Here is a 24,740-nt window from a genome sequence, read left to right as displayed (position 1 = left end):
CTGGAGTTTTAACAGGAAAAGGAATGTCTTATGGCGGTTCTTTAATTCGTCCAGAAGCAACAGGTTACGGTTGTGTATATTTTGCAAAAAATATGTTAGCAACTAAAAATGATTCGTTTGAAGGAAAAACTGTTGTTATTTCTGGATCAGGAAACGTTGCACAATATGCTTGCCAAAAAGCAACTGAATTAGGAGGGAAAGTCGTTACAATGTCTGATTCTTCTGGTTATATCCATGATAAAGATGGAATAGATGCAGACAAGTTAGCGTTTATTATGGAGCTTAAAAATGTTAAAAGAGGAAGAATTAGTGAGTATGTAGATACATATTCTTCTGCAACATTCCATAAAGGAGAAAGACCTTGGAATGTAGATTGCGATGTGGCAATGCCATGTGCAACACAAAATGAATTAAATAAAGAAGAAGCAGAAGCTTTAGTAAGTAATAATGTTTTAGCTGTAGCAGAAGGAGCTAATATGCCAACAACACCAGAAGCTATAGAAGTATTACAAAATGCTAAAGTATTATTTGCACCAGGTAAAGCATCTAACGCAGGAGGTGTTGCAACTTCTGGATTAGAAATGAGTCAAAACTCATTACGTTACAACTGGACTAGAGAAGAAGTTGATGCTAAGTTAAACCAAATCATGAATGATATTCATGAATCTTGCGTTACTTACGGCACAGATAAAGACGGAAACGTAGATTACGTTAAAGGAGCAAATATTGCTGGTTTTGTTAAAGTAGCAGACGCCATGTTAGCACAAGGCGTAGTATAATGCTAAAACTTTAAAATAATTATAAAAAGCTTCCTTTTTAGGGAGCTTTTTTAATTTAGAGGTGGTAATTGGGCAAATATATCAATATTACGTTCTATAATTTCGAAGATAACAATGTCTGGTTTAAAAGCTTCTATTTCTTTTTTATCAATAGTATACTTTTTAAGGTAAATAACTTCTGCAAAACCTTCATTAAAAAATGGAATTAAAGCATTGGTGAAAGAATCTCTATAAAGCATTAATTTTAAGCTTTTAGAAGAGTTTTTGTAGTGAAGCTTATTATTTGCGTTAGAAACTAATATGGTTTCTGACTGCTCTGTCTTTTCTATTTTTAAGGCAGTTTCTTGTTGTGACTTATTAATCATTTTTGCTAAATCGAAAGTCTCTTTAAACTTTTGGGGTGTAATTGTAAAATCTTCAAGTCTTATTTTCTCTAGTATTAGATCTTTGCTAATAACATCCATAATATGATTATAACCTACATACGCTCCATAATAATTCCAATGTGTATCTGTTTTTAAATATAGTAATTGGTTTTTTGATTTGTTTTCTATAATAGGAGGAGATAAATCTATAATATCGATATTAGTTTTAGATTTTAAAACAGTTTTTAAAACATCTAATTTTGTTGCTTTTTGATTTAGCTTATAAGGTAAATATTCTTGATAGATTCTATTTTTATCAGGGGCTACAACAAAATAAAAAGGAATATTTTTAGCATCAAAATAGGTTTTTACACTATTTAAGTAAGAAACTGTATTTGTGAGTTCTTTCTCTGTAAAAGGATCATTTCCATAACTATTATTTAAAACATTATTAAAATGATTTCCTAAAAACAACCAGTCTTCTTTGCCAGAAACAACACGGTTAGGGATAGGGTTTTCATCAAGAATAGTATCTTTAAAATGAATATAATTATTAACTAAAGTTGTTTTTAATCCGAAATTTTCTAAATAGTAATTTTTAAATTTACCTAGGGATACTATTGGTTGTTTTATAGTTAGCTTGGGAAAAGATTGAAATTTTCTGTTTTCATTATTAGTTAGATTTTTTTCCACACCAAAAACTAAAACAAGATTGGGAATTAATAATGCCAATAGAAACAGTGCAATAATAATTTTAAATTTTTGAGTATTATTTTTCATTATTAAAATCTAAAATAGATAAATGGGTTGTACGAATCTGTAGCTATATAAATATAGCTAATACTTAACAAAACAAATAGTGTGATAACTCTTAACGCTTCTATTAATTTATACTTTGTAGATGACGTATTTAATGTTATTAAATAATTTTTTAACTGTCTATGTATAGGTGTAGAGAAAATTATAGCTAATATTAAAACAATGATAATTTCTTTAGATAAATAGAAAAATAAGTAATCGTAATTGGTTTCTGTTTTAAAATTAAACATCATTTTAATATAATTAAAAGCTTCGCTTATAGTGTCACTTCTAAATATAGGCCAAGTAATATTTACAATAAATAACGTATATATTAAAGAGATTGTAGCGCCTAACTTATTTAATTCTTTTTTTAACCCTAATTTTTCTAGGACAATAAATAAACCATGAGACATGCCCCATATAACAAAGGTCCAACTTGCTCCATGCCATAGGCCAGTTACAAAAAACACAAAAAATAAATTAAAATAAGTTCTTAAAGGCCCTTTTCTATTGCCCCCTAAAGGAATATATAAATAATCTTTAAACCAACTAGAAAGTGTAATGTGCCAACGTCTCCAAAACTCTTGAATAGATTTAGAAATATATGGGTAATTAAAATTCTCAGGAAAATTAAAACCAAACATTTTACCTAAACCAATAGCCATATCTGAATAACCAGAAAAATCAAAATAAATTTGAAAACTATAAGCAATAACACCTAGCCAAGTAATTAAAGCAGAAGATTCGCTGGTAGGCATGTTAAAAATCCCATCAACCAAAAAAGCACAATTATTAGCTATAATCATTTTTTTTGCTAAGCCAATAATAAAACGTTCAATACCTTCAGAAAATAGTTTATAACTAACTGTTCTGTTTTTAATTTCTTTTTCAATATGTGAATATCTTACTATAGGGCCGGCAATTAATTGTGGGAATAAAGAAACGTAGGTAGCAAAATCTATAAAGTTTTTATTCGCTTTAACATCACCTCTATATACATCTATAGTATAAGACATGGTTTGAAAAGTATAAAAACTAATCCCTAGAGGTAAAACAACATTAGCAAAACGATTTGCTGTTAACGATTCTATATTGAAATTTTGAAGTATTTCAACCAAATTAGAGAAAACAAAATCTGAATATTTAAAGTAGAAAAGAATAGATAAATTAAATATTATAGATAAAATAAGCCCTAATTTACGTTTACCATAATTTATAATGAGTCCTGCAGAAAAATCTATTAAAGCAGAAAGTATAATTAAAATAACTAGCTCTTTTTCTCCCCAAGTATAAAAACCTAAACTTAAACTTAATAAAATAAAGTTTTTAACCTTTTTTGGCACTATATAGTATATAAATAAGGTAAGCGGTAAAAATAGAAATAAAAATATAGGGCTACTAAACAGCATAAGTGGTTTTAAAATTTATAACAGCCAAAATACAATAAAATATAGTATTTTTGGTTTTTACTTAAAACGTAGAAGTCTTCAATAAATGAAAAGGTTAAAAACAGTTTTAGTTATAATTTTTATAACACTATCCCAATTAGTAATTGGGCAAGATTTTTCTGATTCATGGGTAGGGCACTTTTCCTATTTAGATATTGTAGATGTTTCTAAAGGAACTGATAAGATTTTTGGAGCATCAGAGAATGCTGTTTTTATTTACGATACAAGTACTAACGAAATTGAACGCCTTTCAACTATAAATGGACTATCTGGCGAAAACATTTCTGCTATTAAGTATATTGAAGAGAAGGGGATAATATTAATAGGTTTTGAAAACGGATTGATACAAGTTTATAGCGAATCTAATAAAGAATTTACTTCTGTAATAGATATATTAGAAAAACCAACAATACCGCCAAACGATAAGCGGATCAATCATTTTATGATTTACAATGATTATGCATATATTTCTACTGGTTTTGGAATATCTGTATATGATATAGAAAATTTAGAATTTGGAGATACTTATTTTATAGGAGCGGGAGGTTCACAATTAAAGGTAAATCAAACAACAATTTTTGGGGAATTTATATATGTGGCATCAGAAGTTAGAGTATTTAGAGCTTTAATTAATAACCCTAACTTAATTAATTTTCAAGAATGGACTAACCTTAGTTCAGGTAACTTTATAGGAATACAAAGGGTTGGAGAAAAATTATACACAGCAGCTACAAATAAAAAAGTTTTTGAGATTGTAACTTCTGGTTTCGTTGTAAAGGCAACTTATCCAGATCATGTTTCAGGGTTTATAAGTGTAAATGATAAACTAGTTGTAACCACAAAGAAAAATGCTTTTGTATATTCTGAAGACTTTACAGAAATAGCAAGCGCTGGTGAAAGTGCTGAATTTGTAACAGATTACACAAAATCAATAATTGGAGATAATGAAGACTTGTACATAGGTACGAAATCTATAGATGTTTTGGGAAAACCAGGTTATGGTCTTTTAAAAGCAAATTTTAATGATACAACTGTATTTGAAGAAATTCACCCAGAAAGCCCTTTAAAGAATAAATTTTTTCAAATTGAAACTCAATCTGGACAAGTTTGGGGCGTGCATGGCGGACATTCTGTGACCTATAATTTTAATGGAGGAATAAGACGTTCTGGTATTAGTCGTTTAATAAATGAAGAGTGGAATAATATAACATACGATAGCTTAAATGTCAATGTGCCAAACCCATGGTATTTATCTTACCTTTCTATAGATCCTTTTAGCAATAAAGTTTTTGTAAGTTCTTATTTTAAAGGAATATTAGAAATTACTCCAGAGGAAATAACACTTTACAATCAAGACAACAGTACTATTATTCCTTTTGCAGGAGCATTACATTTAAGCTTAGCAAGTCATTTTGATAAAGATGGAGCCTTATGGGTAATGAATGGACGTGTAGATACAAGTTTAAATAAGTTTAATGATGGGACTTGGTCAGATTATAGTTTGTTAGATATTATTAACCCTAGAACCAGTAATTTAGGGTTTTCAGATTTATCCTTTACAGATGATGGTAAGGTTTTTATTGGAAGTCTTAATTATGGTATTATAGGTTTTGATGAGTCCAATGGAGATTTAAAATTTATTGAAGATATAGAGTTAAATATGCCTTCTCAAAAAGTATGGGCTGTAGAAGTCGATAGGCAAAATCAAGTATGGGTAGGAACAGATAGTGGGTTGAGAGTTATTAATAATCCATCGGAATTTTTTGATGACCCAGCTTATCAACCATCAGATATTATAATACTAGATGATGGCACTCCAAGAGAACTTTTGTTCCAGCAGTATATAACGGACATAGAAGTCGATGGTTCTAATAATAAATGGATTTCAACTCTAGATACAGGAGTCTATTACCTATCATCAGATGGGCAAGAAACTATATTTCATTTTACAAAAAACAATTCCCCATTACCTTCAAATGATGTGTTGGATGTGGCTATAGATGGTACCAATGGTGTTGTTTACTTTGCAACAGAAAAAGGTTTAGTAGCATTTAAATCAGATACATCAAAGCCTGAAGAAACACTTACTAGTGCTTATGTATATCCAAATCCAGTTAGGCCTGCATTTAATATAACCGAGGATAAGGTTAAAATAAAAGGACTTACAGATAATGTAAATATAAAAATTACAGATATTGAAGGTAATTTAGTTACAGAAGCAGAGTCTAGAACAAACTCAAAATTTAGAGGGTATAATTTAGAAATAGATGGCGGAACCGCTTTATGGAATGGAAAGAATTTGGCAGATAGAATAGTAGCTTCAGGAGTCTACCTTGTTTTAATTTCTGATTTAGATTCGTTTGAAACGAAAGTTTTAAAAGTAATGATTGTTAGGTAATGTTTTCCACCACAAATGCAATAGTTCTTTCTAAAATAAGATACAGAGATAGTGATTTAATTATAAAATGTTACACTCAAAAAGAAGGTGTAGTAAGTTATTTATTGAAAGGCATTTTTAAGTCTAAAAAGGGGCATTCTAAAATGGCTTACTTTCAGTTGTTATCTCAATTACAAATTGTAACGGATCATAAAGCAAAAAGATCATTACAATACATAAAAGAAGTTAAAAACAATTACTTATATAATAGTTTACACACAAATGTGTTAAAAAGCTCTATTGTTATGTTTTTAGCAGAAGTATTGTCTACATCTCTTCAAGAAGAAGAACAGAACGATACCCTATATAATTATCTAGAGGCGACCTTACAGTGGTTAGATATGAATGATAATTATGCTAACTTCCACTTGCTATTTTTATTAAACCTTACCAAACACCTTGGTTTTTATCCAGATAAAACAGAAATCGAAGCACCGTTTTTTAATTTAAGAGATGGAGAATTTCAGTTGGTAAATGAGAGTAAATATTGTGTTTTTGGGGAAAATTTAACACTGTTAAAACAACTGTTAGGCATAACATTTGATGCTTTAGAAGAGGTGAAAATAAACTCAAAACAAAGACAGTCGTTTTTAAGTTTAATTTTACTTTATTTTGAATTACATTTGGGCAGTTTTAAAAAGCCTAAATCTTTACAGATATTTAATGAAGTTTTCAATTAAAAATAAAGCCTATTTTTTTAGTTTTTGGTTGTTTGTATTAGCAATAACAATAACCCAAGCTCAAAATATTAAAGTTTTAAATAAAATAACAAAAGAACCAGTAATTGGCGCTGCAATTTTTAACACAGATAAAACAAAAAGTGTTGTAAGTGATATTAATGGAAATGTATCTCTTGATATTTTTGATGAGGATGAAACCTTATCCATAAAACATATTACATTTCAGTTAAAAAATATCGTTAAATCTAAATTGAATAAAAACGTTATTTATCTAGACCCAGATACTCAAGGTTTAAAAGAAGTGGTTGTTTCTGCTTATAAATTTAAACAAAATAAAAGAGATATTCCAAAAACAATAACAAGTATAAATGCAAAAACAATCGCATTTAATAACCCACAGACGAGTGCAGATTTATTAGAATCTACGGGGCAAATATATGTTCAAAAAAGCCAACTAGGAGGTGGTAGCCCAATGATAAGAGGGTTTTCTACTAATAGATTATTAATTACTGTAGATGGTGTAAGAATGAACAATGCTATATTTAGAGGCGGAAATTTACAAAATGTTATATCTATAGATCCTTTTTCTATTAAGAACACAGAAGTTATACTAGGACCAAGCTCAGTTATTTATGGAAGTGATGCCATAGGAGGTGTTATGAGTTTCTTTACAGAAAAACCACAATTATCGTATTCAGACTCTACATACATTAAAGCAAATAGTGTGTTAAGGTATGCTACTGCTAGTGAAGAAAAAACAGGGCATTTAGGTTTTAATTTTGGATTGAAAAAATGGGCATTCTTAACTAACTTAAGTTACACTTCATTTAACGACTTAAGAATGGGAAAACATGGTCCAATAGATTATTTGAGACCAGAATTTGTTATTACAAATAATAATGAAGATACTATTGTAGAAAATAATAACCCCTTAGTTCAACGTTTTTCTGGTTATGATCAAATTAACCTTATGCAAAAGGTTAGGTTTGAACCAGAAAATAATCTTAGTTTAGACTTGGGAGTATATTATACAGCTACATCCGATAACCCTAGATATGATAGATTAATTCGCTATAGAGGAGACCAATTACGTTCAGCAGAATGGTATTATGGACCTCAAAAATGGTTTATGACTAATTTAAATGCTACTAAACTAAGTAGTAACTCTAATCTATATGATAAAATAAAAGCAACAGCAGCTTACCAAAACTTTAAAGAAAGCAGAGTAGATAGAAATTTTCAGTCTACAAACAGAAGAGTAAGAGAAGAATCAGTTAATGCTTTATCGTTTAATTTAGATCTAGAAAAAACATTAAGCCCTAAAATAAAAGTATTCTATGGGTTAGAATATGTTTATAACAAAATAGCATCGCAAGCTAAAACAGAAGATATTACAACAAACGAAACTACAGATGCAGTAACAAGGTATCCAAATGGTTCAACATGGCAATCTGCAGCCATTTATGCGAATATAAAATACAAACCCAACCCTAAATTTGTATTTCAGTCCGGATTACGATTTAACAATGTAGACTCTAGAGCAGACTTCTCAGAAAACAATAGATTTTTAGACTTACCATTTAGCGCTTCAAAAAATACTTCTGGAGCTTTAACAGGTACAGCAGGAGTAAGTTGGTTACCAAGTAAAACTTTACAGTGGCGCTTAAACTTTTCTTCGGCATTTAGAGCGCCTAATATAGATGATATTGGAAAAGTATTTGATTCTGAACCAGGCTCGGTAGTAGTACCTAATGAATCTTTAAAGCATGAGTATGCCTATGGAGGAGAGTTAGGGCTAACATTAAATTTTGATGATATTATTGTTTTTGATACAGCAACATATTATACGTATTTAAATAATGCTTTAGTAAGAAAAAACGGCAATTTAAATGGAGAAACAAGTATACTCTATGATGGCGAAATAAGTAATGTACAATCCATTCAAAACGCTTCTAAATCGTGGATATACGGTTTTGAAGCAGGAATAAAAGTTAATTTTTCTAAAAATTTAAAGCTAACCTCACAGTATAATATTATTGGAGGTACAGAAGATAATGATGGTGTAGAAGTACCGGTAAGGCATGTGGCTCCTAATTTTGGGAATACACATTTTGTATGGCACAATGACAAGTTTAAAACAGATGCGTTTATTAATTATAATAATGCATTATCATTTAATCAATTAGCACCATCCGAAAGAGAAAAGGATTATATCTATGCTCTAGATGAAGATGGAAACCCATATTCACCATCTTGGTATACACTAAACTTAAGAACGCAGTATCAGTTAAATGATTCGGTATCCTTAACCGCAAGCATAGAAAATATTACAGATCAGCGTTATAGAACGTACTCCTCTGGCATATCTGCTCCTGGGCGCAATTTAATAGTGTCGTTAAAATATGGTATATAAATACATCTAAATAACACTATAAAACTCAAGTCTATTTTTTAATAGCTTTTTTGGTTATTATTTTTCCATTAGATAATTCTATTTGTGCTAAATATAGTGCTTGATTAAGGTTTGATAGAGAAAATGTTATTACATTCTTATTTTGTCCCTTTATAAAATATAAAGGTCTACCTAAAGCATCTATTATTTTAACAGCTTTTATTTTTAAATTATCTGTTGCTTCAATTTCTATAACATCATTATCAAGCTCTATAATAGATATTGAATTTGAATTCGTTTCAAATTCACCTACAGATAACGTTTCAATATTAAAAATAATTTGAAAACGACTATTATAATTCCCTTCAAGTGAGGTAAATGTATATTCCGAATCAGATAAATTATGAATAATGTTCAATATATTGTCTTTTAGGTATATTGTATTTGAAGTCATAAAGTCACCCTCAATTCTAGCTATAGATAAAGAGTATATTGTAGGGACGGTAATTGCAGTTTCAAAACCTAGTGGAATGGTTTCCTCAAGTGTTAAGCTTTCGGGAGCTTTACCCTGTATAGCAAAGCGGTCAGTATCATTTTCAATTTCTGTATAAATTACCGCAGCATTTTGGTTGTAGATACTTCTTCTAGCATCATAAGAAACACTATCTCTTCCATCGGTTGCCCCATTTACATAAGCTATTAATACTTGATTAAAAACACCATTATCAGATGTTAGATTAACCCATAATCTATTAGTGTTTTCGTTGGTTCTAAAAAATTGCCCATTACTAGTTTCGTCTGCCATTCTAATACTATTATCAAAAACAACATTGGTGTTAGACAAGCCCTGAACAAAGAAACTTTGTCCAGAGGGAATATAATTATTTGGTATAATCATATCTCCACCAGCAGTATTGCCACTACCATTGGTTATAATAGCATAATCGTCTTGCGAAAAATTGTAATTTTGGTTACCACTAGTGTTACTATCTGCAGCAGTATTTTGCGACCATAAATATGCAGCACCACCAATAATTGACGAATTATTAGTTAAAAAAGCATTTGCATCTATCGCAGAAGGGTAAGGGTTTCCTATAAGGTTCCAGTCTTCATCCCCATTAGCACCATTATATGAAATTGCAGTGTTTACAATTCCAGTATTAAATGAACCAGAAAAAGTATAAGTATATTGTGTGCCAGCAATAAACCCAATTGGTGTATGCATAGAAGCATAGCCTAAACCAGGAGACATGATATCTGTTCCATCTGTAATTAACGTCCAAGCATTTCCATCATCATCAATGCCATCTGCTCCTGTAGTATAGGTATTAGTATTATCTATTTCTACAAGAACATCTAAAAAATTAGCAGCATTAAACCAATAGCGTCTATTGGGGTTTGCAAATGCTAACGCATCTTGTATCATCGCATTTTGAATGGGAGAACTCCAATATGTATAATCGTATACGCTATTTAAAGGCGTTGTACTTTTGTTAACTAAAGCAGTTCCTGTAGACGTTAAATTAAATCCTGAATTATTGTTATTTTGAACAAAAGCACCTTGTGTTTGTACATATAGCTCTCCATCTACGGTAGCATTATTTTCAATCTCTACATAAGTATTATTTGCAATATTTAATCGGTATTCAGGTCCAGAACCTGTATTTGCATTCACAATTAATGAGCAAGCAGTAAAGCTACCGTTACTACTTGTATCGTATCCACCATTAATAATAGCCATGGTATTACTATCTGGAATACCATTAGACCATGAAGCGCCATCCCAGGTTGTAAATGGCATTGTTACTTGAACAGCATTAGTAGCTATACTACAAGTACCAGTTTCTGTAATTTCGCAATAAAATTGATAACCATCTAAATTAAAGCCAAATATAGATAGATTTGAAGTCGTTTCTCCAGTTACTACACCAGGAGAAAATGTTGTACTCATAACGTCTGTCCAGCCTACTGAGTTTCCATCATTATACTTCCATTGGTACGAAAGTGTTCCTGTACCTCCAGCAGTTATAGAAAGATTAAAAGAGGCTGTGTCGCAATCATCAACATCTAAGGGTTGAAGTGTTATAGTAGGTGAGGTAACTGTAGATATTTCAAATCCAAAGCAATCTTCATTACCGTCAGAATCCCAATCGGATAAACTAAAGGTTGTAGTTGGTGCGTTGGCAGTATTATTTCTTGTATAAACATAACCAACATTAAATCCTGCTCCAGGATTAGAGTGATTTTGCCACACATCTTCAGCCGTACCACTATTAACTAATACTAAACGGTCTTCATCATTAAGGCCACCACCAGTAAAAGATAAATCTGGAGATATTGTAGCACAACTAGTACAAGCTCCAGAAGAACTTAATCTAATCATAAGTGTTTCGCCAGCCAGTATTGTTCCAGATAAGGGCATATTTAAATTAAATCCAGAAGTTGGTGGGGTTGAGCCTAACGTGAAATTATTGTCAACTCCAATAATGTAAGTTGATAAATCTATAGCTGAAGCAGTTGGGTTTAATAGTTCTATATAATGGCAAGAATCGGTTTGATCGTCATAAACACCAGAAAACATAAGCCCTGTAAAACTTGCCGAGATACCTCCAGATCCACAATTGTCTGCTAAAATGCTAAAGTTAGATGTCGTATCCACATCGCAACCACTTTCTGTAATAGTAATAACTCCTGTTGAAGCTCCAGTTGGGACTTCGGCAATTAATGTTGTACTATTAATAAAAGTTACATTTGCAGAAACACCATTAAAATTTACTGTAGACATCGCCGAAAAACCAGCCCCGGTAATAGTTACATGTGTTAGCTCTGGGCCAGATGTTGGAGAAAAATTGGTAATAGAATGTGTTGGAGTACAAGAGATACCACATACTACGTTTATATCATCTAAATAATAAGACCCTCCAACTCTTTGTGTCATGGCTATTCTTAAATAAAAGTCGCCAACTAAATCTAAATTTACAGTAAACTCTTCATGCGTTGTAGTAACTTCACTTACAAGAATGTCTCTAGCAGAAGTCCATGGACCGGTATTGCTCGTTGAATATTCTATACTTAAAGTTCTATTGTCTGTAGATGAAGTTCTGGCTAACCAAAGTGTTAATGTCTGTGGATTTGTTAGTATAGCATTGGTAATTATGTTATCTCCTGTAGAGTTAAAACCAGTACCATTTCCTGTTCTTCCTGCTGTTCCATTTTGGTATGTTCCTGTGCCTGTCCAGTTACCATAACCAGAGTTAAAATTATCTGTTAAACATTGGGAATAACTAAAATTTATTGCACACAAAACTGTGATAATAAAAAGTAGGGTTTTATTATTATACATGATATTGGGGTATTAATACTTTACAAAAAACAGAGTATAAGGGGAGTGGTGTATTTATGGTAAAGTTTTTTTGTAAAAAATTAACTGCACATTTATTTAATTACAACAACACTGTCTCCTTGTAAATATTGATTTTCAAATATATAAAGAATACAGAGTATTTTAAATTAATTTAATTTGTTTTCGATGAAATGATATAATTCATTTTTTTAATCTTTGAAATTATAAGTTGAATTGTATCTTCGTTTTTTAGGCTAAAAAAGCAAGAGTTATATAAATGTATCAAAACAATAAAACATTTACGGTAGAAGAAGCAAAAAGAAAATTAGAGCATTATTGTGCTTACCAGGAGCGTTGTCATAAAGAAGTGCAAGAAAAATTAAAAGGGATGAATATGATTCCTGAAGCCATAGATGACATTATAGTACACTTATTACAGCATAATTTTCTTAATGAGGAACGTTTTGCAAAAGCTTTTGTTAGAGGTAAATTTAATACCAAAAAATGGGGTAAAGGACGTTTGCTTATGGAGTTAAAAAGGAAAGCAATTTCTAAAGCAAATATAGATATTGCGTTTAAAGAAATTAGCGACGACGATTACATAGCAAGTTTTAATAGTTTAGCCGAAAAAAGAGCAAGTTTAATAAAAGAAACAGATAAGTATAAGAAAAAAAAGAAACTTATAGATTATTTATTATACAGAGGTTGGGAGTCGTATTTAGTTTACGAAAAAGCTAATGAACTAATTAAATAATAATTATTTATGTGTTCTTATAATGGCTTGTTCGTTTTTCCAATCTATCCATTTTTGACCTTTAATGCGACGCATAAGGTTATCTAGATTACGCATTATAAATACATTATAAATTGCTTTGCTTAATGTTTTAGGGTGTCTAGCTATAGCACGAAGACTCATAGAAAAACCTGGAGTAACATATTTCATGTAATGCCAATACCCTTCAGGCATGTATAAAACTTCTCCATGATTTAATTCGCAAACCCAACCTTTAGCATGCTTTAAAGCTGGCCATTTTTCGAAATCTGGATTAGAAAAATCGATATCTTCCCTAACAATTAAAGAGTGTGGAATTTTATATAAATATTTGCTTTGTTTTTGGTCGAAAAGAATACATTGTTTTTTGCCTTCAAAATGAAAATGAAAGATATTGGCTAGGTCAATATCGTAATGCATAAACGTATGCGAATCTCTTCCGCCAAAAAAGAGCATAGGTAATCCTTTCATTAAACGCAATCCAAAATCTGGAAAAGAAAAGTCTTTTTGAAGCATTGGTACCTCTTTTAAAATATTCCAAAGAAAAATGCGATACTTAGTTGGTTTGCTTTTTAATAAATCTACATACTCGCTCATTTTCATTGTAGCATGTGGCTCGTTAAACCCATCTTTATAGTCTACGGGTCTATCATCGTATAACGGTACTGTTTTATCTCCCGCAATAGATTTCATGTACTCTAAACTCCATTTAGAGTATGCTGGCCAATCTTCTATATAACGTTCTATTACCACAGGTTTCTGCGGCTTAAAATAATGTTTTATAAAATCCTCTTTCCGTATTGTTTTTACGCGAGGAATATCTTGAAGATTTAATTTCAAATGATGAAAGTTTAGCGTATAAAGTTATAAAAACGCTGTAATTTTCAAAAAAAGTATGTTATTTTTTGGCTTTATTTAACAGCTTTTGCTTTTTGTTTTGCAATTTCGTTTCTCTCAATTTTATGCTCTGGACGAGACCATTTAGGTTTTTCTCCTAAAGCTTCATATTCAGAATCCGATGCTTCTACAGTTTGTGGTTGTGTCTTTTTGGTAAATGGTTTTTGCGGATTTAAACCTAGTAACTCAAACATTTTCATATCCTCATTTACATCAGGATTTGGTGTTGTTAATAGTTTGTCTCCTGCAAAAATAGAATTTGCTCCAGCAAAGAAACACATTGCTTGTCCTTCGCGGCTCATTTGTGTTCTACCAGCACTTAATCGTACTTGAGTTTCTGGCATAACAATACGTGTAGTGGCTACCATACGTACCATTTCCCATATAGACACTGGTTGTTGCTCTTCTAAAGGTGTACCTTCTACAGCAACTAAGGCATTAATTGGTGTAGATTCTGGCTGAGGATCTAAAGTAGATAAGGCAACTAACATACCCGCTCTATCTTCTATTTTTTCTCCCATACCAATAATTCCTCCAGAACAAACGGTTACATTAGTTTTACGTACATTATCAATAGTATTTAAACGATCTTCGTAACCACGTGTAGAAATAACTTCTTTATAATACTCTTCAGAAGAATCTAAATTATGGTTATAAGCATATAATCCAGCTTCGGCTAAACGTTGTGCTTGGTTTTCTGTAAGCATTCCTAAAGTACAACAGACTTCCATATCTAGTTTGTTAATAGTACGAACCATTTCTAAAACTTGATCGAACTCTTCACCATCTTTTACATTACGCCATGCAGCTCCCATACAAACACGAGAACTTCCAGAGGATTTAGCGCGTAAAGCTTGTGCTTTTACTTGCTGTACATTCATTAAATCGTTCCCTTCTATATCGGTATGATAACGCGCAGCTTGTGGGCAATAACCACAGTCTTCTGGACAACCTCCTGTTTTTATAGATAATAATGTACTTACCTGAACCGTATTTGGGTCGTGGTGTAAGCGATGTATTGTTGCTGCTTCATAAAGCAGGTCCATTAATGGCTTATTATAAATATCTAGAATTTGCTCCTTAGTCCAATTGTGTCTTATCTCACTCATAAAATGATACTATTTGCAGACAAAAATAACTATATACATTTAAAGTTTGACGTTGTTGTATCTAAAATATCAACATTTAATAATTTTACAATTGCTAAGTTTATTTTAAAAGTGTCTTTTTTATTTTAGAATAGGACTGCTAGGAGTGATTTTTACACAATGCTATGCTCTTGTTTTTAAGAGTAATTAATAATCTTTTTTGCTTTATAAAACTGCTAGAAAGGTATTACATTATTAAAAAAAAAGCCCTCAATTAAGAGGGCTATAAAAATATTAAGCACAATCGTAATTAAGGGAAATTTCAGGATTTGTACAGCCTCCGCTAGTATTTACACATTCTCCATCTGGGCAACCTCCTCCTCCGTTAATGTATTTTTGTTCTAACTTGTTTAAGGTTTTTCCTAAGTTTGAAATGGTTTTTAACATGGTAACAATTTTTTAAAGATTAATAATAGACCTAAGTTAATAAAAATAATTAATAATCAATAAGTTACGGCAAGCTTATAATTCTAGGTTAATAATAAGTAATACATAGAACCTATTAGGATATATTGTATAATAGTCTCATTACTTTATTATAGAAGCTTTTATTTATTTATAAACGTATCAAACAGCTTATAAAACTTTTTTGGTTCCTCTAAATAGGGGTTGTGAGCGCTCTGTTCGAACATTACAAATTGAGCTTGAGGCATAAACGTTTTATACTGTACAGCAAATTCTGGAGTAGACACCCCATCGTATCGTCCTGCAATAATTAATGTTTTTGCTTTTACGTTTTTAAGTTGCTTTCTGTAATCTTGATTAATCATACTCCCAGAGACATCAAAATCACCATCTTTTCCTATAATGGCAACATAAACATCGTTTGCCCAACCTCTATACTTATATTTTGGAGCATTTTGTTTCAACTTTGTATTATGATAGTAAATATATTTTGTTGGGAAATTACCATAAACTTTAGCTAACTCTTTATCACTAGAGAGGTAACCCAAAGCACGAAGAGAATCTACCTTTTTCCATTTTTCTGGAAAATGTGTTTTTGCATAATGGTTATAACTATCGCAATTAGCCTGCCACATAGTACCGCTATGAAAACCGCTTATAAGTACCATTTTGTCTACATTGTCTGGGTATTTAATACTGTAAGCCTGTGCAGGAACAGTACCGTAAGAGTGTCCTACTAACGATATTTTATCGAACTTTAAAAGTACGCGAAGCTTTTCTATAAGCTCTACATCGTTCTCTACAGAATATTCTGAAGGGTCTTTTGCATTATCACTTTTTCCACGTCCTAAAAAATCGAAAAAGACTACAGTGTTTGTTTTATAATACTGTCCAAAATTACCTTGCATGTAATCGTGAGAATTGCCTGGGCCTCCTGGTAAAAAGAAAATAGGATCTCCAGAACCCTTAGTTTCTACGTTAATTTTATAACCATCTATGGTATAGAATTTAGATTCAAATAGATCAAAAATATTAGGGTCTTGTTGTGCGTAAAGAGAAGTACTTGTTATTAGTAATGTAAAAAGAAGTTTAAATAGAAGTTTCATAATGGCTATAAATAATATAAATGTTGATTTTAAATATAAAAATAAGAAAGTGAGAAGAGATATTAAATAAAAAGACTACCCTTAATACTATAGATAGTCTCTTTTATACTATAAATAGTATGTTATATTTAAATAAAGTTATGCTGTTATTTATTTAGAAAGTAAAATACTTACCGCATTACCTCCAAAACCTACAGCATTAACTAAAATGTGTTGTAATTTTTTAGGAGATTCAGTTTCTAAATAAGGCGTGGAAATAAAGGTTTGGTGTTGTAGCATTAATACAGCTAGTTCAATACTTAACATACCCGAAGCGCCTAAGGTATGTCCAAGTTTCCATTTATTTGTAGTTAATGCAGGCATTTTACTGCGAAAAATAGTCTGTATCGCATTAATTTCTGAAAGGTCGCCTTTAACAGTACCAGGCGTATGGGTTACAATAACATCTATGTCGTCTGGACTTAAATTACCTAAAGCCATAGACATAGACTTTATAAAACAATCGCCATTAGTAGATAAGGATACATTGTGTTGTAATACTTCTGTAGCATAACCAATACCATTAATTGTTGCTAGAGCATTGGGTTTTATACCTAATTCTAAACAACCCATCGCTGCCCCTTCGCCAAGAACCATTGTATTTTTAGATTTATTTAAATCTAAAGCCATACAAGGGTAATTGGTTTCTGTTTTTGCATATATTTTTAAAGCTTGCATTTGTGCAATAGTAAAAGGTGTTAATGGTGCTTCGCTACCACCAACTAAAAACGTATTGCATAACCCAGCTTGTAACCAAGCAACACCATTTAAGAGTGCATGTAATGCTGTAGAGCATGTAATAGAATGCGATATTTCTGGGCCTTGCGTTTGTAAATCGTGCGCTACCCAAGATGATATGTTTCCTAATGTTGTGGTTGGCGAACTTAGTGTTTCTGCTTTATCTCTATTTAAAAAACTGCTGTAGTAGTTTTCAAATAATTGTGTAGCCCCACGAGAAGAACCTATATTAATACCAAAATTATCTTCTGCCTTCCAGCCAGCTTGTTGTATAGCTTGCCTAGCAGAATAAATAGCAAATAAAACAGAATTGTCTAAAGCTTTGTATTTTAAATCTGAAGTTTTTAGTTTTAAAATTTCAGCTTTTGCATCTTTAGATAGTTCCGAAACTAAGGCACCATTTTTTAAAGTAATATGGTGTGCTTTGGTTTTATAGCTATTCCACACCTGTTCTGCCGAAAGTCCTAAAGTAGAAATCGAAGCTATTGCTGTTATGGAGATTGGTTGTAGCACAAAAAATAATTTTGACGCAAAAGTACGAGTTATCCTTTTTTTATCTTAGAAAATTATACGATTTAATTTCTGTAATACAGAGTGAAATTTATTTTATTTATGATGTAATGTGTAACAAAAAATAATTTTGGGTTACCAATATTTTACCAAGCAATTTATATTTTACAAATAATTGCTATTTACTAACCTTTTAAAAGAAAGTCCTGTTCTTATGGGAAAAATGAATATGAAAAAAGTTACACCTTATACTTCCAGTAATGAAGCTGTTACGGCTTTAGATAATGGCGGACGTTTTTATAATATTTTTACAAAAGCTGGCGATGGTATTATTACACAAGCCGAAATAGCTAAAACAGGAGGCCTAATAAATAATAAGCAAGGCGCCGTGCTATTTCTAGAATTGGCTACTTCGCAATTAGATGAAAATGCTAAACAGCGAGTATTGGCTAAAATGGAAGACAATATGCTAGCTAGTTATAAAAACTATAAGCCTCAAAAATTATTAGCCTCTCAAGTAAAAATAGAAGGCATTTTAGCTTCTGGAGCCATAGTTACAGGTATACCTAAACTAACAAAATCTAAAACCAATTTTAATGGTTTTATCATGATTCCTATTGCTACAGGAAGTATTACTACCTTTACCATGGTGCCGCTAATAGAGCAGTATGATGTATATGAGTTACGTGATGAGGCCTCTTCAGAAACTTTTATTATAGCGCATGCAAAGCGAGAAGCTAAATTGCCAGAAGAAAAAATTAGAGTTGCAGGTATTATTAAAGAGTTAAAAACAGGCAAAGCAAAAAATGCAGAAGCACAATTATTTTTAGAAGTATTATATTATGCAGATATTATATAATTAATGTGTGTTTACAACAATAGAAATAGTAATAAGAGTACAGAATATTATAAGTATAAATTAGATTCCTATAATATAGGAATATAACAAGTTTTTTTAAATGGAAGAAATAAGACAAAAAAGTTGGTTTAGTCGTAATTGGGGTTGGGTTCTTGGAGGAGGCTGTTTAGTCTCAATTATTTTAGTAATAGTAATAATAGGAGGCGCTATTTGGGGAGTAACAAAAGCAGTAGGCGAGTCTGAACCTTATGTTAATGCCTATAATTTGGCAACACAAAACAATGCCGTAAAAGTAGCATTAGGTGAACCTATAGAAGATGGTTTTGTAGGCTCTAACACACATTATAATTATAATAACGGTAAAACAAGCGTAGAAATGACAATACCAATTAGCGGACCAGAAAATAGTGCTGTAATTTACGTGGTGGGTACTAAAATAAATGACGAATGGACTTACTCTAAACTATATGTAGATATAAATAATGAGGATAATAATATAAATCTGTTGGATGAAGCTGTAGAGGAAGAGGAAGCGTTGGAATTATAGAATATTTGTAGTATTTTTTTGAATTAATTATAACCTCATTTTAAAATGAACAAGATTATAACTTTACTTATAGTACTACTATTATTTTTTAGTTGTAAGAAGAGTAATTTTGAAAATGAATTACGGGGGAATACTTATAATTTAATTTCTAAAGAAGAAAAAGACACTTTAATAATTGAGTTTAAAGACTCAATATGTATTGCTTATATGTATGAGAAAGAGGCTCTATCTTGGAAAGTTGAAAAATTAAAAAACAACGATTTTCTAATTTTAGGAGATAAGATTATTGCTATAACAGGAGAAAGTAAAAATGGCTATAAAGGTCTTTTTATGGGTAAGAGAAATCATGAAATTCTTATAGAAAAAAGAGAAACAAAATTTAATAGAGAACTATTAAAAGGTATTTGGGTAGAAGAAGCACATTACGATTTATTTTTAAATGATAGTATAATAAAGCCTCTTCCACCACCTCCGCCATTAGAGGCATTAGAAAGTGAATTTCAATATCCTCCGTTTTACGAAATAAAAGAAGATTCTATTTTTAGTAATTACCATTATAAAATTTCTAAATCTTATATTAATGTTAGTAACTCTTCAGAGTTGATTGCAATGAAATTGAGAAATAATTATAAAGACACAGAACTATTATGGAAAATAAAAATACTTAACGACAGTGTAATGCTTATTGATAGAACAGTAGATAAAAGAGATAAAAAATTTAGTGTTGTAAGGACAGTAGAAAATAATATTAAACTAATTAAAAAAAGAGAGTAGTAAATTTAATGAATATATAAGTTTAGAGTGTAAACATGACAATAGGAAAACGATTTAATGAGTTAAGTAAAAAAGACTATTTCTACTATATAGATCATTATAAAAAATACACAGATTTTAATATTCTAGGACATTACCGCTCCATTTGCGAGAATAAAATACTAGATTTAAACGACCGAATTGAAATAAGAGACTACACCCATAAAACGTTTATAAAAACATTTAATTTTTATCCATTAAAAGACCCTAAAACTTATTTCAATTTAACAACACTAGGCCAAGAATTAACAGCGGCAGATGAGATGAAAGTTTGGGATGATATTAGGGTAAACCAACAAAAAATACTTTCAAAAAAGAAAATTAAACATAGAAATTTTGGCGAGTATTCAAAACACAATTGCGGTTATAAAGATTGTCCATATAATGGTCTCATGATTAAGCAAGGTTCGTGGTTAACAGAAAGCCATATGTGGTTTACATCAGATAAAAACGAATATGCAGCTAAAGATAAATCTGATAAGGTTAAAAAAGCACGCAAAAACAAGCATAGAATTATTAGAGAAGCACTAGATGATTAAACGCTATATTTCTTTTTTATAATGAAAATAACTAGAAGAAAATTTATAAAAAGTGGGCTATTAGCATCTTTAGGAGTGTTGTTTTTAGATGCATTTTGGTTTGAGAAATATGTTATAGATTGGAATTATTTCGATATTTCAAAACAAGGGAATAACAAAATAAAAATCATTCAAATTTCTGATTTACATTTAATTACTGCTTTCGTAACAGTCGTATTTTCTCTTCCTGAAAGTTTATAAAAATGGTCAATACAATCTTTTAGTGATTCAGATGCTTTTTTATATTCGAATGAAAAGACTGAAGGTATTTCTCCATTTCTTTTAGCAATTGTCATTACAAAATCTGCACAAGTTGCTAATTTATTATGTTCAGATGCTTTTTTCCATTCAGTTCCATCGGCTTTATGTAGATTTCCACCTGAATACCAACTTTCAGAAGTAGAACTTTCGTTCAGTTTCGTTTTTGGGGAAATTACATCAGAAAATATTTTATTAAAAGTTTTGGTAACTTCTGTTTCTTTTCCTTTCGAGCTAGCATAAGCCATCCCCAATTGTTCTAATTCTCCAATTAAAACACCTTTCTTTAGCAATAATTTTGAATCGGTATTTTGCTTAAATCCTCTAACTTTCTCAAGCCATTTGCTATATTTTCCGCCTTTACCAAATCCGAGTTTTTTAAATTCCGCATTATCTTTAAATCCGCTTAATTCTCTGTACAAACTTTTAAATTCTGTAAATGCTTTTTCGATTTTTTCGGTTTCGTCAATCTTTTTGACTTTCTCGGTTTTGATTGATTCTTCTTTTTTTGTTTCCGTTTTACACGCAGTAAATGAGACGATAGTAATGATTACAAATAATAATGTTCTATTCATGGATGATGGTTCTTTTTGTATTGTAACTAACTAGTATATAAACGCAATAAGGTTGCGTTTATAAAATATATATATTAATCGTTTATAATGGCTTACAAACGACTAATACCACGTCTTATTTTATAAAAAACAAACCTAAGTATAGTTTAATGCATTCTACTACGGAAATCCGTAAGCCTACATAAAAACTATTAACGGTATGGCGGCCCTGCAACCCAACCAACAATAGATTGGCGTGTACCTTTAGTTATTGGTGTAACACGATGTAAAATAAAAGAGGGGAAAATAATAACTGTACCTTTTTTTCGTGGTGCTTTTACTATGTTTTGGTTAATCATAAACTCTAAATCGCCACCTTCGTACTCGTCTGGGTCTGATAATTGTACGGTAACACTTAGTTTACGTACCGAGATACTACCAGGACCAAAATCTAAATGCCACTCGAAAAAATCATCTTTAGAGTAGCGCGTTAATTGTAGTTCTTGCTGAAAACCTAAAATATCATAATTATAGCGTTGGCTATTTGTAACTACAGATAATTCTGCGAGTTTACGATATATCCAATCGTTTGCTTTGGTTTTATCTATAAACATTACAGAGCTTTTGCGTAAATCGTCTTTATATTTTTCGTCTCCAGAAACGGTTGCTTTTTCTATTTTGTCTTCTTCCCAAAACTCTAGAACTCTATTAACCTCGTGTGGTAGTAAAAGCCCTTCGTAATACACAAATTCGGCAAAGTTGTTATTGTTTGGTAATCCAAAAGGGTAATATACAGACATAAAACGTATCAGGTTTTAAGGTTAGAGCTAAAATTTAATGTAACCAAAGTTAGTAAAGTTACGGGGTAAAAAAAACAGGTATAATTACGTGTTTTTTTGTGCTTAAAACCAGTGAGATAGAGGTGAAATAGCCATTCGTCCCTAATTTATATTAGAGTATCCCAATTATAAAATAATATTAAATTAATATTCTTTTTTTTACTCAATGTTTTAACATAGAGCTACTTATGTGGGTTTTGTTAAAGCGCAGAAAAAATCAATCACAAATAAAACATTAACATTTATGAAAAAAACTACATTATTTACTTTTGCATTATTTTTATCTGGATTGCTGTTTGCCCAGACTCCTGTTTTTAATTCTAGCATGACGGTAACTCCCTATTTAGTAGTTAACTCCCCAAGTAACGAAACTATAGATTTGGCTATAGATGGTAATATAAACACCAAGTTTTTAGACTTTGATGAAGAAGACGGTTCTGGTTTTATTGTAAACTTAGGAGGTGTTGCTAAACTCGCTCAATCTATTGAGGTAACTACAGCTAACGATGCCGAACTAAGAGACCCTACCATTGTTGAAATAGCTGGTTCTAATAACGGAACAGATTTTACAACGATTACTAGTATAAATATACCGTGTATTTCGGATCGTTTTACAACGCGTAGTTTTGATTTTACTAATAGTAATATGTACTCTTATTACAGAATAAACTTTATACAGGAGTGCGATGATATAGAAGGTATTATACAAATTGCCGAAGTACAGCTTTATGAAGAAACTTTAAGTGTAGAAGAGTTTACTTTAGAGCAAAATTTAACATTGGTACCTAACCCATCTCATGGCTTTTTTAATATTAATACTAAAAAGAATGCTACAATTAAAAATGTTGTTATATATGATATTTTAGGAAAGGTAGCATTAACTATTACCGGTGCTACAGAGCAAATAAATACGAGTACTTTACCTAAAGGATTATATATGGTAAAGATTGAAACTACTGTTGGGAGTGTTACCAAAAAACTCATAGTGGATTAATTCACTTTTTATTAGTTTGTACAAAAGCCTTAATACCTACTTGTATTAAGGCTTTTTTTATAAAAAAATGAGAGAGTTATTTATTTAAACAATCTCTAAAGCTGCTTCAATAGTGGCATATATTTTATCTAATTGCGTTGCTGTAATTACATAAGGTGCTTGTATATAAATGGTATTCCCTAATGGACGTAAAAAGAGGCCGTTATCCATAAAATAATTAAATAGTTTATCGCGTAAATTACCGTAGCGTTCCATTTCTATATTTAAATCTAAAGCGAAAATAACACCAGTTTGCCGTGTTGATTTTACTTTAGGATGGTTTTTAATATGGTCATTAAATGTTTTATGCGCAGCTATAACCATTTGTATATTGTCTTGTATGGCTTTAGATTGTAATAACTCTACACCCGCTAAAGCAGCTGTACAGGCTAATGGATTGGCCGAGTAGGTGTGCCCATGAAATAGCCCTTTACCAATATCGTTACTATAAAAAGCATCATAAATATGTTGTGCGCAAGAGGTTATTGCCATTGGTAATAACCCTGCAGTTAAGGCCTTGCTTAAACACATAACATCTGGTTGCTCCTGTAGGTGTAAAGAGGCAAAATGCTTACCTGTTTTACCAAATCCCGTCATAACCTCGTCTGCAACAGTAATAATGGTATTGGCTTTACAAAATTGAAGTATTTGGTTTAACCCTTGGGCGTTATGCATTTTCATTGCTGCAGCACCTTGTACTAAAGGTTCGTAAACAAAACCAGCAACTTTGTTTTGGTTAACTATGGTTTGTAATTGCTCTAAAATAGCATCATGATTGTTTCCGTTTGGTACAGGTATACGTTTTACGTCTAGAAAAAAGTCTTCGAAAGGGCCATTGTATACCGATAAGCTAGATACACTCATGGCACCAAAGGTGTCACCATGAAAACCGCCTTCAAAAGCAATTAGTGTATTGCGTTTTTCGCCTTTATTAAAATGGTATTGTAATGCCATTTTAATACCTATTTCTACAGAGGAAGAGCCATTATCGCTAAAGAAAATTTTATTTTGGTTGTCTGGTAATATGTCTATTAAGGCTTCAGATAGTTTTACGGCAGGCTCGTGTGTAAATCCGCTAAAGACTACTTGGTCTAACGTTTGCATTTGCTTAATTACGCGGCTAGTTATATAATCGTTACAGTGGCCATACATACAGGTGTACCAAGAGGCAATGGCATCTATATACTCATTACCATTTTCATCGAATAATAAACAACCTTTTGCTTTTGTAATGGCTATGGCTTCTGGGTGCAGTTTATGTTGCGTTAATGGATGCCAGATATGTTTTTTATCTCTTTCTTGTATGCTCATAATTGTTATTCCTGCAAAAACGGAATCTATTTTAATGTTGTTGTAAAAACGGCTTTTAGAATGTTATTTATAATTTATACTTATAATA

General features: G+C 31.2%; 20 protein-coding genes and 1 pseudogene. 10 read left to right on the top strand and 11 right to left on the bottom strand.

All coding sequences use genetic code 11. The annotated features are described in order from the left end of the window. Positions 1–779, top strand: a pseudogene (locus tag ACVC2P_RS06220) (NADP-specific glutamate dehydrogenase); the annotation flags it as partial. A 50-nt stretch (positions 780–829) separates the two neighbouring features. Here ACVC2P_RS06220 and ACVC2P_RS06215 read toward each other — a convergent pair. Beyond that, positions 830–1,924, bottom strand: coding sequence for an alginate O-acetyltransferase AlgX-related protein (locus ACVC2P_RS06215; RefSeq protein ID WP_452597613.1), 1,095 nt, complete (start codon positions 1,922–1,924; stop codon positions 830–832). 2 nt (positions 1,925–1,926) lie between these two features. Beyond that, the gene (locus tag ACVC2P_RS06210) at positions 1,927–3,288 is read right to left on the bottom strand and encodes an MBOAT family O-acyltransferase (protein WP_452597612.1); all 1,362 of its coding nucleotides are present in this window, start codon (positions 3,286–3,288) and stop codon (positions 1,927–1,929) included. 151 nt (positions 3,289–3,439) lie between these two features. On the opposite strand from ACVC2P_RS06210, the gene porZ reads away from it, so the two are divergent. Genes porZ through ACVC2P_RS06195 form a run of 3 tightly spaced genes read left to right on the top strand, consistent with a single transcriptional unit; the run spans position 3,440 to position 8,923 of the window. Next, a complete protein-coding gene (gene porZ / locus ACVC2P_RS06205; protein WP_452597611.1) occupies positions 3,440–5,791 on the top strand; it encodes a type IX secretion system anionic LPS delivery protein PorZ in 2,352 nt (783 codons plus the stop codon). Continuing rightward, a complete protein-coding gene (recO, locus tag ACVC2P_RS06200; protein ID WP_452597610.1) occupies positions 5,791–6,510 on the top strand; it encodes a DNA repair protein RecO in 720 nt (239 codons plus the stop codon). Before porZ ends, recO begins: the two co-directional genes overlap by 1 nt. Then, complete coding sequence (locus tag ACVC2P_RS06195; RefSeq protein WP_452597609.1) at positions 6,494–8,923, top strand: TonB-dependent receptor; 2,430 nt, start codon at positions 6,494–6,496, stop codon at positions 8,921–8,923. Before recO ends, ACVC2P_RS06195 begins: the two co-directional genes overlap by 17 nt. A 31-nt stretch (positions 8,924–8,954) precedes the next feature. On the opposite strand, the gene ACVC2P_RS06190 is transcribed toward ACVC2P_RS06195, so the two are convergent. After that, complete coding sequence (locus ACVC2P_RS06190) at positions 8,955–12,245, bottom strand: IPT/TIG domain-containing protein (RefSeq protein WP_452597608.1); 3,291 nt, start codon at positions 12,243–12,245, stop codon at positions 8,955–8,957. Positions 12,246–12,522: 277 nt separating this feature from the next. On the opposite strand from ACVC2P_RS06190, the gene ACVC2P_RS06185 reads away from it, so the two are divergent. Beyond that, on the top strand, positions 12,523–12,999 hold the full coding sequence (locus ACVC2P_RS06185; RefSeq protein WP_452597607.1) for a regulatory protein RecX: 477 nt from the start codon (positions 12,523–12,525) through the stop codon (positions 12,997–12,999). 3 nt (positions 13,000–13,002) lie between these two features. Here ACVC2P_RS06185 and ACVC2P_RS06180 read toward each other — a convergent pair whose 3' ends face one another. From ACVC2P_RS06180 to ACVC2P_RS06160, 5 genes are all read right to left on the bottom strand, one after another. After that, positions 13,003–13,857 carry a cupin-like domain-containing protein gene (locus ACVC2P_RS06180; protein WP_452597606.1) on the bottom strand — a complete coding sequence of 285 codons (855 nt, stop codon included), beginning with the start codon at positions 13,855–13,857 and terminating at the stop codon, positions 13,003–13,005. Between the two features lie 71 nt (positions 13,858–13,928). After that, the gene (gene bioB, locus ACVC2P_RS06175; protein ID WP_452597605.1) at positions 13,929–15,023 is read right to left on the bottom strand and encodes a biotin synthase BioB; all 1,095 of its coding nucleotides are present in this window, start codon (positions 15,021–15,023) and stop codon (positions 13,929–13,931) included. 273 nt (positions 15,024–15,296) lie between these two features. Continuing rightward, positions 15,297–15,449, bottom strand: a complete 153-nt coding sequence (locus ACVC2P_RS06170; RefSeq protein ID WP_452597604.1) for a hypothetical protein — start codon at positions 15,447–15,449, stop codon at positions 15,297–15,299. A gap of 161 nt (positions 15,450–15,610) precedes the next feature. Next, positions 15,611–16,573 carry an alpha/beta fold hydrolase gene (locus tag ACVC2P_RS06165; protein ID WP_452597603.1) on the bottom strand — a complete coding sequence of 321 codons (963 nt, stop codon included), beginning with the start codon at positions 16,571–16,573 and terminating at the stop codon, positions 15,611–15,613. A gap of 150 nt (positions 16,574–16,723) precedes the next feature. Further along, positions 16,724–17,863 (bottom strand): beta-ketoacyl synthase N-terminal-like domain-containing protein, encoded by a 1,140-nt coding sequence (locus tag ACVC2P_RS06160; RefSeq protein ID WP_452597602.1) that lies wholly within the window; start codon positions 17,861–17,863, stop codon positions 16,724–16,726. 226 nt (positions 17,864–18,089) lie between these two features. Between ACVC2P_RS06160 and ACVC2P_RS06155 the strand changes: the two genes are divergently transcribed. The 4 genes from ACVC2P_RS06155 (at position 18,090) to ACVC2P_RS06140 (ending at position 20,618) form a co-directional block, all read left to right on the top strand. Then, positions 18,090–18,719, top strand: a complete 630-nt coding sequence (locus ACVC2P_RS06155; protein WP_452597601.1) for a hypothetical protein — start codon at positions 18,090–18,092, stop codon at positions 18,717–18,719. Positions 18,720–18,819: 100 nt separating this feature from the next. Then, complete coding sequence (locus ACVC2P_RS06150) at positions 18,820–19,266, top strand: cytochrome c oxidase assembly factor Coa1 family protein (RefSeq protein ID WP_452597600.1); 447 nt, start codon at positions 18,820–18,822, stop codon at positions 19,264–19,266. Positions 19,267–19,311: 45 nt separating this feature from the next. Next, complete coding sequence (locus ACVC2P_RS06145; RefSeq protein WP_452597599.1) at positions 19,312–20,040, top strand: hypothetical protein; 729 nt, start codon at positions 19,312–19,314, stop codon at positions 20,038–20,040. Positions 20,041–20,075: 35 nt separating this feature from the next. After that, positions 20,076–20,618 carry a hypothetical protein gene (locus ACVC2P_RS06140; RefSeq protein WP_452597598.1) on the top strand — a complete coding sequence of 181 codons (543 nt, stop codon included), beginning with the start codon at positions 20,076–20,078 and terminating at the stop codon, positions 20,616–20,618. A 170-nt stretch (positions 20,619–20,788) separates the two neighbouring features. On the opposite strand, the gene ACVC2P_RS06135 is transcribed toward ACVC2P_RS06140, so the two are convergent. Next, entirely contained in the window at positions 20,789–21,490 is a 702-nt protein-coding gene (locus tag ACVC2P_RS06135) for a hypothetical protein (RefSeq protein WP_452597597.1), read from the bottom strand. Between the two features lie 191 nt (positions 21,491–21,681). After that, entirely contained in the window at positions 21,682–22,269 is a 588-nt protein-coding gene (locus tag ACVC2P_RS06130; protein WP_452597596.1) for a 2OG-Fe(II) oxygenase, read from the bottom strand. Positions 22,270–22,552: 283 nt separating this feature from the next. Between ACVC2P_RS06130 and ACVC2P_RS06125 the strand changes: the two genes are divergently transcribed. Beyond that, positions 22,553–23,302, top strand: a complete 750-nt coding sequence (locus ACVC2P_RS06125) for a T9SS type A sorting domain-containing protein (RefSeq protein ID WP_452597595.1) — start codon at positions 22,553–22,555, stop codon at positions 23,300–23,302. Positions 23,303–23,386: 84 nt separating this feature from the next. Here the strand turns inward: ACVC2P_RS06125 and bioA are convergent, their stop codons facing one another. Further along, the gene (gene bioA / locus ACVC2P_RS06120; protein ID WP_452597594.1) at positions 23,387–24,652 is read right to left on the bottom strand and encodes an adenosylmethionine--8-amino-7-oxononanoate transaminase; all 1,266 of its coding nucleotides are present in this window, start codon (positions 24,650–24,652) and stop codon (positions 23,387–23,389) included. Between the last annotated feature and the right edge of the window lie 88 nt (positions 24,653–24,740).

The organism is Pontimicrobium sp. MEBiC01747, assembly GCF_053601635.1.
This window is presented reverse-complemented; position numbering and strand designations above follow the sequence as displayed.